The sequence below is a fragment of the Nocardia sp. AB354 genome (assembly GCF_049538315.1).
GTDB classification, from domain to species: Bacteria; Actinomycetota; Actinomycetes; order Mycobacteriales; family Mycobacteriaceae; genus Nocardia; species Nocardia nova.
The window spans coordinates 529,507-541,503 of the sequence record NZ_JBMVFU010000001.1; the positions used below are offsets into that span (position 1 = coordinate 529,507).

12 protein-coding genes are annotated in these 11,997 nt (G+C 69.2%); 6 read left to right on the forward strand and 6 right to left on the reverse strand.

All coding sequences use genetic code 11. The annotated features are described in order from the left end of the window. Positions 1–6: 6 nt before the first annotated feature. Positions 7–1,173, forward strand: coding sequence for a hypothetical protein (locus tag ACPCUW_RS02300; protein ID WP_423423519.1), 1,167 nt, complete (start codon positions 7–9; stop codon positions 1,171–1,173). An 8-nt stretch (positions 1,174–1,181) separates the two neighbouring features. On the opposite strand, the gene ACPCUW_RS02305 is transcribed toward ACPCUW_RS02300, so the two are convergent. Continuing rightward, complete coding sequence (locus ACPCUW_RS02305) at positions 1,182–1,544, reverse strand: FKBP-type peptidyl-prolyl cis-trans isomerase (RefSeq protein WP_030513288.1); 363 nt, start codon at positions 1,542–1,544, stop codon at positions 1,182–1,184. Between the two features lie 139 nt (positions 1,545–1,683). On the opposite strand from ACPCUW_RS02305, the gene ACPCUW_RS02310 reads away from it, so the two are divergent. After that, on the forward strand, positions 1,684–2,487 hold the full coding sequence (locus ACPCUW_RS02310; protein WP_064907655.1) for a TrmH family RNA methyltransferase: 804 nt from the start codon (positions 1,684–1,686) through the stop codon (positions 2,485–2,487). Next, a complete protein-coding gene (locus ACPCUW_RS02315; protein ID WP_030513286.1) occupies positions 2,484–2,774 on the forward strand; it encodes a DUF2537 domain-containing protein in 291 nt (96 codons plus the stop codon). Before ACPCUW_RS02310 ends, ACPCUW_RS02315 begins: the two co-directional genes overlap by 4 nt. A gap of 35 nt (positions 2,775–2,809) precedes the next feature. Here the strand turns inward: ACPCUW_RS02315 and ACPCUW_RS02320 are convergent, their stop codons facing one another. The 3 genes from ACPCUW_RS02320 to serC all read right to left on the reverse strand — a co-directional run bounded on the left by ACPCUW_RS02320 (position 2,810) and on the right by serC (position 6,399). Next, entirely contained in the window at positions 2,810–3,541 is a 732-nt protein-coding gene (locus ACPCUW_RS02320; RefSeq protein WP_063910927.1) for a DUF6928 family protein, read from the reverse strand. A gap of 337 nt (positions 3,542–3,878) precedes the next feature. Beyond that, positions 3,879–4,964, reverse strand: coding sequence for a septation protein SepH (gene sepH, locus ACPCUW_RS02325; RefSeq protein WP_423423520.1), 1,086 nt, complete (start codon positions 4,962–4,964; stop codon positions 3,879–3,881). Between the two features lie 307 nt (positions 4,965–5,271). Then, the gene (serC, locus tag ACPCUW_RS02330; protein ID WP_063030739.1) at positions 5,272–6,399 is read right to left on the reverse strand and encodes a phosphoserine transaminase; all 1,128 of its coding nucleotides are present in this window, start codon (positions 6,397–6,399) and stop codon (positions 5,272–5,274) included. A 138-nt stretch (positions 6,400–6,537) separates the two neighbouring features. Here serC and ACPCUW_RS02335 point away from each other — a divergent pair, with 138 nt between their 5' ends. Then, complete coding sequence (locus ACPCUW_RS02335; protein WP_423423521.1) at positions 6,538–7,353, forward strand: hypothetical protein; 816 nt, start codon at positions 6,538–6,540, stop codon at positions 7,351–7,353. A 20-nt stretch (positions 7,354–7,373) separates the two neighbouring features. Here the strand turns inward: ACPCUW_RS02335 and ACPCUW_RS02340 are convergent, their stop codons facing one another. Further along, positions 7,374–8,264, reverse strand: coding sequence for a polysaccharide deacetylase family protein (locus tag ACPCUW_RS02340; RefSeq protein WP_227463038.1), 891 nt, complete (start codon positions 8,262–8,264; stop codon positions 7,374–7,376). An 82-nt stretch (positions 8,265–8,346) separates the two neighbouring features. After that, positions 8,347–9,489, reverse strand: a complete 1,143-nt coding sequence (locus ACPCUW_RS02345) for a citrate synthase 2 (protein ID WP_063018347.1) — start codon at positions 9,487–9,489, stop codon at positions 8,347–8,349. A 304-nt stretch (positions 9,490–9,793) separates the two neighbouring features. Between ACPCUW_RS02345 and pdxH the strand changes: the two genes are divergently transcribed. Next, the gene (gene pdxH, locus ACPCUW_RS02350) at positions 9,794–10,444 is read left to right on the forward strand and encodes a pyridoxamine 5'-phosphate oxidase (RefSeq protein WP_423423547.1); all 651 of its coding nucleotides are present in this window, start codon (positions 9,794–9,796) and stop codon (positions 10,442–10,444) included. 143 nt (positions 10,445–10,587) lie between these two features. After that, on the forward strand, positions 10,588–11,883 hold the full coding sequence (locus ACPCUW_RS02355; RefSeq protein WP_063018345.1) for an MFS transporter: 1,296 nt from the start codon (positions 10,588–10,590) through the stop codon (positions 11,881–11,883). The last annotated feature ends 114 nt before the right edge of the window (positions 11,884–11,997 follow it).

Here is an 11,997-nt window from a genome sequence, read left to right on the forward strand (position 1 = left end):
AACGGCGTGGCAGGTAGACGTTTTCGCTGGACAGTGCTCGGTGTGGTGACCCTGGTGGTCGCCGGTGCGGTGACGGGTGGGGTGATCGCCGCCACCCACGGTGGCGCCGCGCCGACCGATATCGCGATCGTCAACGCGGATACCGGTCCCGCCGGGGCCCGCATCGTCAAGGCACTCCAAGCCGAGAGCGACACCTGGACCGTGGCCGAACCCGGCGCGCGCACCGCCGGCCACGCCGCGGTGATCACCCTGCCCGCCGACCTCAGTGCGTCGCTGGGCACCCTCGCCACGGCGCAGCCGCATCGGGCGCAGCTGACCGTGGCCGCCGACGAGCACGCGGACACCACCGCGGTCGACGATGCGGTCGCGGCGGTGACGCGGCGAATCGCGGCCGCGGGCGTGGATCAAACCCTGGCCGCGGTCGCGAACGCGCGCGGTTCGATGCAGCAGGCCGCCTTCACCTCTCAGCTGCTCGACGCGGGCGTGCGGACGGCCTCCGACGCCGCCGGACAGTTCACCGGCGGCGCCCAGCAGATGCTGGGCTTCCTGGATTCCGCGAAATCCGGTGCGGCCACGCTGACTTCGCAGCTCGGCCAGGTACACGACACCCTGGGTCAGGCGACGAATCAGGCCGAGAACATGGCCGGCGCCTTCGATGCCACCGGGCTGACCATCGGGCAGATCAGCTCCGGTGCGAAGGCGATGAGCAGCGGACTCGACCAGGTGCTGCCGCTGCTGCGCGCGCTGCCGTTCGCGGCGGATCCCCAGGTCACCGAAATCGTCGGAAAGCTGGAGGCGCTGCGCTCGATCGCCGGCCAGACCGATACCCAGCTGGCGGGCGTGGCCCGGCTGACCGGTAGCAGTACCGATCCGAACACCGGTCTCGGCACCATCCTGCGCGATGCCGCGAACCGGCTGACCTCCGCCGCGGCCCAGCTGGACCAAGGCGCCGCCCTGGCCGGACAGATTCCGCAGCTCGCCGATCAGGCGACCGCGCAACTGCAGGGTGCGCTGCAGGCGGTGACCGGCGGGGTCACCCAGATGCAGCAGATATCGACGAATCTGACCGATCAAACCGGCAAGGCCCTTACCGCGTTACCGGCGCACAGCACATCCCAGCAGTCCGTCCTGGCGACGAATCTGTCCGATCCGGTCGAGATCGTCCGGCAGTGACCGGCGTACTACTCGACGACGTTCAGCAGATCGATGACGAAGATCAGCGTCTTGCCCGACAGCGGGTGGCCCGAGCCCTCGGGACCGTAGGCCAGCTCCGGCGGGATGGTCAGCTGGCGGCGGCCGCCGACCTTCATCCCCGGAATACCTTCCTGCCAGCCCTGGATCAGGCCGCGCAGCGGGAAGGTGATGGATTCGCCACGGTTCCAGGACGAATCGAATTCCTCGCCGGTGTCGTAGGTGACGCCCACGTAGTGCACCTCGACGGTGCCGCCGGGTACGGCCTCGGCGCCCTCGCCCTCGACCAGATCGTGCACTTCCAGCGTGGTGGGCGCGGGGCCTTCCTGGAACTCGACTTCCGGCTTGGTCATGCGTCCTCTTCCGTTGCGATGGATAAATCGTTCTGCGGCTAAACCAATAAAGAGTTCACCATAGCGTTGCTTGCCAAACCGTGTTCCACACGACAGTTGGATCGGCCGAATTCGGAGCCAGGGTGCAGGATAGGTTGCCGTGGCCCACGTGATCGATATCGTCGACCCCGGCGACCCTCGGGTCGCCGACTTCCGCGACCTCAACTCGGCCGACCGGCGTCCCGACCTCCCGGGCGGAAAAGGCCTGGTCGTGGCCGAGGGCGTGGTGGTCGTGCAGCGCATGCTGGCCTCGCGTTTCCAGCCGTTCGCCCTGCTCGGGGTGGGCCGCCGCTTCGATCAGCTCGCCCCCGACCTCGCCGGTGTGGACATCCCTTACTACCGCGTCGGCGCCGAGGTGATGGCCGAAATCGTCGGATTTCATCTCAATCGCGGCGTACTTGCCGCCGCCTACCGCCCGCCGGAATTGCTGCCCGAGGAGATCTTGCGGACCGCGCGCACGGTCGCGGTGCTCGAGGGCGTCAACGATCACGAGAACATCGGCTCGATCTTCCGCAATGCGGCCGGACTCGGCGCCGACGCGGTGTTGTTCGGCGACCGCTGCGCCGATCCGCTGTATCGGCGCGCGGTGCGGGTATCGATGGGTCACGCGCTGCGGGTGCCCTTCGCCTCGCTGCCGACCTGGCCCGACGGCCTGCACACCCTGCGCGAGCTGGGTTTTCGGATCATCGCGCTGACGCCGAATCCCGAGGCGGTGAATCTGGCGACCGCGATGACCGGCGACCGGGTGGCACTGCTGCTCGGCGCCGAAGGCCCCGGCCTGACCGAGGCGGCGATGCGCGCCACCGATATCCGCGCCCGGATTCCGATGACCCCCGGCACGGATTCGCTCAATGTCGCGACCGCGGCCGCGATGGCCTTCTACGAAAGGGTGCGGACATCGTGAATCGACCGCTCGGCCGCCCGGACAGCGAACCCACGCCGTGGGCGGCGGGTATCGCGGTGTCGGTCTTCGTCGCCGCGCTGACCGCCGCCGGGGTGTATTCGTTCGGTGTCGCACTGGCACATGTTCATTGGACGCTCGCGGTGGCGGTGAACGTGATCGCCGTCGCCGGGACCGCACCGACCGCGTGGCGCTGGCGCTACACCCCGGTCACCCGCTGGGTGCTCGCCGGACTCGGCGCCGGGGTACTGATCGGCTGGGTCGTTCTACTGATCGATGCCGCGTCCTGACGCCTCGCGTCCTGAAGCCTCGACGGATTTCGCGATCACAACACGCGGTCGCGGCCACGCAACCAGCCGAACCAGCGCTTACTCGCCGGAATCGTCACCGACGTCGCCCGCGTCGCCGGTGCGGGCGCCTGCCCCGCGGGGTAGAGGCTGAAGCCACACACCTCGATCCGATCCGGATGCAGGGCCTCGTCGGAAGACCCCGCCCGATAACGGAATCCGAGCCACTCCTCGTTCGCGGCGTCGGCGAATTCCGGCGGGTCGAACGGAAGGATCTGGGGATCGGGAAAATCACCGGGCCGCAGCCGGACCGGATGGTCGCCGGCCCAGTACGACCGCTCCCACACCAGCGGCAGCCCTTCGTCCTCGACGATGTTCACCCGCGTGGCGCTGAAGGCGCGACGGAATTCCCCGCGCTCCCAATGCGCGAACGCACCCCAGCCCAGTGGGACGTCGTAGGACACCAGGTAGGTGTGCTCGGAGGCCAGCGGCCGGATCAGCAGTTCCGGCAGCCGGGTCGGATGGCTGCGCGCCGCCTGCACGGTGCAGACCACGGTGACCCCCGGATAGCAGCCGATGTACATCGAGCCGGGATCCGGCCCGGCCCAGACCTTCAGGGTGCCGGAGGCGGCGGGCACCACATCGTGGCCGGGATTGAGCTGTTTGGCCAGGGCGAGGGCGGCCTCCGGATCGGGATCGGGGTGTGAGCGCAGGACCGCCGCCGGGTCGGGGTCGTCGACGTACCAGATCGACGAGGCTGTGGATGGCACCTGCGACACCTCCCGAGCTCGGACGGGTAAGCGTGGTTACTCCCGAGCAAACACCGGAGCCGAAGCACATCCGCCGCCGCGGCCTGCTCGCTGCGCGCTCGACGAAATCGGGCGCATACGAAAAATCTACTCCCCCAACAGCGGAAACATCGGCGCTTCTGACTTCTGCCGCGCGTGTCAACCCCCGTTTCACACATTCCGGCGGCGACACGCCCGAACGAGGGTAAGCAGCGAACCGCCACCCGAACTTCGCGGCGGAGACCGGTGGCCTCCGCCGCGAATTCGACGTGGTTGCCCGGGATTCGATGCCCGGCCGCGGATTCGGCGCCCGGAGGGCTCAGTGCCCGGAGCTACGGACGCCGAGCAGCACATCCTCCCAGGACGGCATCGGCGCCTTACCCCGCTTGGCCCGGGCCTGCTTCTGCGCGGCGGGCTTGGCGGCTTCCGGCTTGGCGCTCGCTGCCGCAGGGGACTTCGCCGCCGGCGCCGGCTCCGGCTCCGGCTCCGCGGGGGCGGCAGGCTCCGGATCCGCGGTGGGAGCGGCGGGTTCGGACGGCTCGGCCGGGGCGGTCGGTGCGGCGGCGGCCGGTGCCGCCGGCAGCGCCGGGGTGGTGGCCGCGGGCGTCGTGCTCGACGGATTCGCCGCCACGGTGCTCTTGGCACTGACCGGAACCGCGGTGCCGCCCACGGCGGCCCGCTGTTCGAAGTACTCGTCGAGACCGGCCTGGCCGGTCTCGGCCACCGCGGTGGTCTGGACGGGCCCGGCCGGCACCGGTTCCACCACCGGCGCGGGCTCGGGGGTCGGCTCCGGCAGGATGGTGGCCAGGCCGCGCAGGGCGCGACCGAAATCGGGATCGATCAGGTCCGAGGCCGGATCGTCGAGTGGCACCACCGAGCCGCCGTGCGCGTCCGGCTGGTAACGCCAGTGCGCGGCGATCACCGAACGGCCCGCCTGCCACTGCAATTGGGCGACCCAGTAGTTCTTCTCGTCCTTCCAGGCGTCCCATTCGGCGATATCGATGTTGTGCCCACGCTCGGCGAAGGCGGCCGAGACGATCTCGATCAGCGTCTCCACCGCCGGACCGTCCTTGCGCACCGGATGCGCCTTCTGCGCCAGCTCTGCCGCGCGCGCACGCTCGAGCAGCACGGGGTAGGCGAAACGCTCCACCCGGCTGGCCGGCATGCCGGACTCCTCGGTGACCTGCTCCACCGACGCACCGGCACGGATCCGAGCCTGGATATCGCGAGGACGCATGGTCGCCTCCGTTTCGATCTCGATCTGGCCGAATCGGGCAAGGTCTCCACGCGCGGCGGCACGCAGCTTCTCGTCGGCGGCGAGCCGGTACTTCTGCCCGGTCTCGGCATCGACGCACACGATGTGCGCGGAATCGGGCGTCAATCCGATCACTCGAAGTTCACGCACCGTTACCTCCTTATCGCTGCGTCGATCACAGCTGCGCCGAGCACCAACTAGCTCGCGACACCGCCCACGTTCTGGAACAGTAGTGCACTTCTGAGATTCGTGTGGCAAGACACGCGGCCTGAAATCTACCGCCGCGGTACCGGGGACGACTAATCTGCTCTGTTTCCACGCTCACCGGCCCACGCCCTGGCAAACTTCCGGCACGATTTCGGTTGGCGCGCACCACAACAGCGTAAACGCGAAAGCCGCGGATTTCGGTGACGAAATTCCGCGACTTTCGCGAGCTTTTATCCGAGCGCTGTCGTGATCAGGCGCTGATCTGCTGCACCACCCAGTCGATGCAGCGGGTCAGCTGCGACACGTCCTCGGGGTCGATCGCCGGGAACATGCCGACGCGCAGCTGGTTGCGGCCCAGCTTGCGGTAGGGCTCGGTGTCGACGATGCCGTTGGCGCGCAACACCTTTGCGACCTGCGCCGCATCCACCGACGGGTCGAAGTCGATGGTGCCGACCACCTGCGAGCGGTGCGCCGGCTCCGCGACGAACGGCGTGGCGAATTCGCTGGACTCGGCCCAGGAATACAGCCGCGACGAGGAATCGAGGGTCCGCTTGACGGTCCAGTCCAGACCGCCGTTGTTGTTCATCCACTCGATCTGATCGGCGAACAACAGCAGCGTGGCCAGCGCCGGGGTGTTGTAGGTCTGATCCTTGGTGCTGTTGTCGATCGCGATCGGCAGCGAGAGGAATTCGGGAGTGTAACGACCCGAATCCTTGATTTCGGAGACTCGCTCCAGAGCCTTCGGGCTCATCAGCGCGACCCACAGGCCACCGTCGGAGGCGAAGCATTTCTGCGGCGCGAAGTAGTACACATCGGCGTCGGCGATATTCACCGGCAGACCGCCCGCGCCGGAGGTGGCGTCGATGGCGATGAGCGCGTTGTCCGAGCCGGCGGGCCGCTGCACCGGAACCGCCACACCGGTGGAGGTCTCGTTGTGCGCCCACGCGATCACATCGGCGACCGGGTCGGAGACCGGCTCGGGCGCGGTGCCCGGGTCCGAGGACACCACGATCGGATCGCCGATGAACGGGTTGCGCTTGGCCACCGCGGCGAATTTCGAGGAGAACTCACCGTAGGTCAGGTGCAGCGAACGGTCCCGGATCAGGCCGAAGGCCGCGGCGTCCCAGAACGCGGTGGTGCCGCCGTTGCCGAGCACGACCTCGTAGCCCTCGGGCAGCGAGAACAGCTCGCGCAGGCCCGTGCGGACGCGCGCGACGACGTCCTTGACCGGCTTCTGACGGTGGCTGGTGCCCATCACGGCGGCGCCGACCTCGACGAGGGAGCGCAGCTGTTCGGGACGGACCTTGGACGGGCCGCAGCCGAACCGTCCGTCGGCGGGCTTCAGATCGTCGGGGATGCTCGGAAAGGCAGCGGTCATGGGCTCAAGCCTAGAGCGTGATGTGGGTCTCGCGCGTGGGTGGGTCGGGGTTGCGCGGACGGATGCGACAGGCTCGCCGAAACCGCGCATATGTCCGTATCACCATGTCGGCGCCCGGCGGACCGTTACCGTTGGGCAATGAGTATGGCAGGGCGGGAGATACCGGACTCGACGGGCATCTCCGCCGCATCCGCGGCACCCGGATCGACCGCGGTCCCCTCGGCCGGCGCAGCCGGATCGGCCCGGTCCGCCAGTGGCCGCTACGGTCTGCGCGCACGCCTGGCCACACGGCTCGAGCGGGCCGGGAACATGCTGCGTACCGGCATGCTCTCCGAGGGAGCACGGCACGAGTTGCTGCTGCGCGGCCTGCCGGGAACGGCGACGATTCTCGGGGTCCGCCCCTGCCGCACTTCCGCCTCCGCGGCCTCCCGCCTCGACGGCCTGCGGAAGCGGGCGGATGCCGCGGACCGGGTCGAACCCGGCTGTCGCTTCTGGGTCCGCATCCAACTCGACGGCGTACCGCCGTACGAGACCCGGATGCGGCAACGAGTGAGCGACGCCGAGCGGGAGTCGATGCAACCGGGCGACGTGATCGGCTGCCGCGTCGATCCGGGTGATCGCGAGCGACTGGTGCTGTACGTGCCCGGCGTCGCGGAGGCGACGCGGGTGAGCATCGCGAAGATTCTGTCCGCGGGCCGCCGCGCCGACGCGACGGTGCTGGCGGCCACGCCGATCGCCGCCGACTACTCGGGTCGCGACGATCCGGTGCTACGGCTGGATCTGGAACTGCGCGCCTGGGACGAACCGCGGCCGTGGCGCGTACGGATCGTGCAGCCGGTGCCGTTGCCGGCTATCGAACTGGTCGATCTGGGCCGGCATCTCGAGGTCGCGTTCTTCGCCGTGGATCGCGGCGAGTCGGTGGCGGTGGACTGGGAGGCCTCGGCCGAACTCTGAATCCGGTTCGAAAGGCCCGCTCAGGGCAGTTTGACGAATTCGAAACCGCGCGAACGCAATACCGGCAACACCACCGACATCCCCTCGGCGGTACCCGACTTCGGGCGGTGCATATGGGCGATCGAGATCGACCCGGGCTGTGCCGCCGACATCGCGGTGCGCACCTGCGCGGCCGTGAAGGTCGCCCCGGCATCGGCGTTGATGCTGAAACCGACCGGCGTCTCCCCCAGATCCCGCACGATCGCGACCGACACGTCGTCGTAGTGTGCGGTGCCCGCGCGGAAGAACCGCGGCGGATGTCCGAGCAGCCGGGTGAGCCGCTCGTGATTGCCCCACACCTCGTCGATCGCCTGCTGCGGGGACGAGGTGCCGGCGATGCCGTAGGCGGCGTGGCCGGTGACCGAGAGCGGACAGTGCCGAGTGCCGTGGTTGGCGAGTTCGAACAGCGGATTGGCGGCCAGCTGCTCGGCCCTGCCCGGGTCGGCATCGATCCAGCGCTTGTTGAGAAACAGCGTCGCCGGAATGTTGTGGGCGACGAGGTAATTCATCAACTCGGTGTTGATCTCGTCGTTGTCCGGCCCGCCACAGGCATCGAAGGTCAGCGCCATCTGCTTACCCTGCGCGGGGATCGAGGTGATGATGCCGGGCAGGTCCATTCCCCATCCGGCGGGCTGCCGACCGGCATAGCGCGCGGCCACGGCCGCCGGATCCGGCTGTGCCGGTAGCGACGCCGATGCCGGACTCGCCACCGACGGAACCGATGTGCGGGCCGGTGCGGGCGGCGCCGTGGAGATGATCGTCTTGACCGGCGAATTCCCTTCGGCCGTAGCGCATCCCGAGGCGGCGAAACCCGCGGCTACCGCCGCGCCCACTGCCAGAAGCCGACGTCGCGACAGTTCTGCTCCAACCACGCGAGCAGATGCTACGGCAGAGAAGCGACGAGCGCCTCCGCAGCGAAAACTGCGAAGGCGCTCGAACGGCGACGGGCCCGGACTACCGGACGACGGTCTCCCATCCCGGTACGGATTCCGCGCTGCGCGGCGCCGGTCCGGTGTAGATCGCGGCCGGGCGCACCAGCTTGCCCAGCTGCTTCTGTTCGAGGATGTGCGCGCACCAGCCCGCGGTGCGGCCACAGGTGAACATCGCCGGCATCATGTGCGCGGGCACCTCGGCGAAGTCCAGGATCACCGCGGCCCAGAACTCGACGTTGGTCTCGATGGCGCGATCGGGGCGACGCTCGCGCAGTTCGGCCAGCGCGGCCTGCTCGAGCGCCGCGGCGACCTCGTAGCGCGGCGCGTCCAGCCGCTTCGCGGTGGCACGCAGCACCCGGGCGCGCGGGTCCTCGGCCCGGTAGACCCGGTGGCCGAAGCCCATGAGCTTCTCCTTGCGATCGAGGATGCCCTTCACCAGAGCGCGTGCGTCGCCGGTCTTTTCGACCTCTTCGATCATCGGCAGCACCCGCGCGGGGGCGCCGCCGTGCAGCGGGCCGGACATGGCGCCGATCGCGCCGGACAGGCTGGCGGCCACGTCGGCGCCGGTCGAGGCGATGACGCGCGCGGTGAACGTGGAGGCGTTCATACCGTGCTCGGCGGCCGACACCCAGTAGGCGTCGATGGCCTCGACGTGGCGCGGATCCGGGTCACCCTTCCACCGCTTCATGAAGCGTTCGGTGATCGTGCTCGCCTCGTCGATCTCCTTCTGCGGCACGGCCGGCTGGTAGATGCCGCGCGCGGACTGCGCGACATAGGACAGGGCCATCACCGACGCGCGCGCGAGGTTCTCGCGGGCGGTGGCGTCGTCGATGTCCAGCAGCGGCTGGTAGCCCCAGATCGGGGCGAGCATCGCCAGACCGGCCTGCACGTCGACGCGCACATCGCCGGTGTGCACCGGCAGCGGGAACGGCTCGGCGGGCGGCAGTCCCTGTCCGAAGCGGCCGTCGACCAGCAGCGCCCAGACGTCACCGAAGGTGACGTGGTTACCGACCAGGTCCTCGATGTCGACACCCCGGTAGCGCAGCGCGCCGCCGTCCTTGTCGGGCTCGGCGATATCGGTGGTGAACGCCACCACGCCTTCCAGGCCACTGACGAAATCGGGGGGGACGGCCGGACCAGTAGGAGCCGCAGCGCTGGTAGTCATGTTGTGACTCTCCTTGCAAATCGGGCCGCACGATCTGTGGGCGGCCACGCGATGGTGCTTTCCCGGCTCGGCCGGGTGGTGCTTTCCCGGCTCGGCCGGGCCGGTGCTGTGCGGCCGTATGCCACTCCGGCCGATCACCTGCAACCTTATCCCCCCAGTACTGGGGAGTAACGTTTGGACCATGCGCGAGGAGCAGAATTCACCGGGCTCAGCGGGGGGCGAAACGGGTCTTGCGACCGCGAATTCATCGACTTTGCCGGATCGCTTCGGCGCCGTCCCGCGCGTCGATGTCGACATCGCCGCGATGCGGGCCGAATACGGCGGCGATCCGGACCTGACCGAGAGCTGGCCGGCCGACGGCTGGGAACCGTTGCTGCGCAACTGGATCGAGCTCGCCACCAACGCCGGCATCACCGAACCCAATGCCATGGTGCTGGCGACGGTCGAGCTCACCGACGCCGGCCCGCGTCCCGCGTCGCGCACGGTCCTGTGCAAGGGAGTGTCCGCCGAGGGTGTGACTTTCTACACGAATTACGACTCCGCGAAGGGTGATCAACTCCACGCGGTGCCGTATGCGTCGGCCACCTTCGCCTGGCCGAAGGTGGGCCGGCAGGTGACGCTGCGCGGCCGGGTGGACCAGGTCTCCTCGGAGGTGACCACGGCGTACTGGCGCTCGCGTCCGCGCAATTCGCAACTGGGGGCATGGGCCTCGCACCAATCCCGCCCGGTGGCCTCGCGGGAGGATCTGGATCGGGCATTGGCCGACGTCACGGCCCGTTTCGACGGCGTGGAACAGATTCCGGTCCCGGCCAATTGGGGCGGCTACATCCTGCGTCCGGAACAGATCGAATTCTGGCAGGGCCGGCGCAGCCGGTTGCACAACCGCATTCGGGTGACGCTGCCGGACGGACCGGCCGCGATGGGCTCGGCCCGCATCGAACGCCTGCAACCCTGACCCGGAATCCCCGCCACGACGGGTGATATGCCCGAGTCGCGGATCGGCCGCTACCGGCTATATTCATGGGATGATTTCTCGAAGACGACCGCCGGCCGCGTCGTCCACGCGGACCGGCGCCGTGCCATGGTGAAAGCTCGGCCATGGTGAAAGTGCTCGCCGATGTCGCACCGCTGCGCGACATCGATTTCCGGCGGCTGTGGGTCACCAATATCGTCACCGTCATCGGAGCCCAGCTCTCGGTGGTCGCGGTTCCGCAGCAGATCTACCAAATCACCGGCAGCTCCGGATATGTCGGGCTGGCCGGCGTCTTCGGCCTGGTGCCGCTGATCGTCTTCGGCCTGTGGGGCGGGGCGGTCGCCGACGTCATGGACCGGCGCACCCTCCTGCTGATCACCAGCGTCGGCACCGGGCTGACCTCCGTGGCGTTCTGGTTGCAGGCCGCCGCCGGGGTGAACAACGTCTGGCTGGTGCTCGGGCTCTTCTCGGTGCAGCAGGCCTTCTTCGCGATGAATCAGCCGACCCGCGCGGCCATCATTCCGCGACTGCTGCCGGGTGACCTGTTGCCGGCGGCCAACTCGCTGAACATGACCGTGATGCAGTTCGGCGCCATCGCCGGGCCGGTGCTCGCGGGTGCGCTGATTCCGGTGACCGGACTGTCGATGCTGTATCTGATCGACTCGGTCGCCCTGCTGGCCACGCTGTGGGCGGTGTGGCGACTGCCCGCCGTCCCGCCGACCGGAGTCGCCCGGAAGGCCGGATTGGGCACCGTCGTCGAGGGTTTCAGCTACCTGTCCACCCAGCCGATCCTGCTGGCCTCCTTCGCCGTCGACATCATCGCGATGGTCTTCGGCATGCCGCGCGCTCTGTTCCCGCAGATGGCGCACGACACCTTCGGCGATCCGGTGACCGGCGGTGTGGCCCTGGGCCTGCTCTTCGCCGCGATGTCGGCCGGTGCGGTCGCCGGCGGCGTGTTCTCCGGGTGGCTCGGCCACGTACGGCGCCAGGGCATGGCCGTGGTGGTGTGCATCGCGCTGTGGGGTGCGGCGATGATCGGCTTCGGACTCGCCGTCGGCGCGACCGGCCACCGGTTGAGCATCGGGGTCGGCCTGTGGATCGCCTTGGCGTGCTTGGCCTTCGGCGGTGCGGTCGACATGTTCTCCGCGGCGCTGCGGACCAGCATGTTGCAGGAGGTGGCCACCGACGACATGCGCGGGCGGCTGCAGGGCGTGTTCACCGTGGTCGTCGCAGGTGGGCCCCGGATCGGTGATGTTGCCCACGGTTTCACGGCCGCGGCCATGGGTACTGCCGTGGCGGCGGCCGGTGGTGGGGTCCTGGTGGTGATCGGCGTGCTGATCGCCGCGGCCGTCTTCCCCGCCTTCGTCCGCTACCGCGTTCCCCGCGTCCACGCCGAGATTCCGGCCGAACAGCACTCGTGAGCACCCGCGCGAGCCCCTAGCACGATCGGGCCCGCGAGCTCACATCGCTCACATGTGACCGTGAGGTAGCAGATGACGACCCTCACGGATCGACGCTACCGGTGAGCGGCTAGC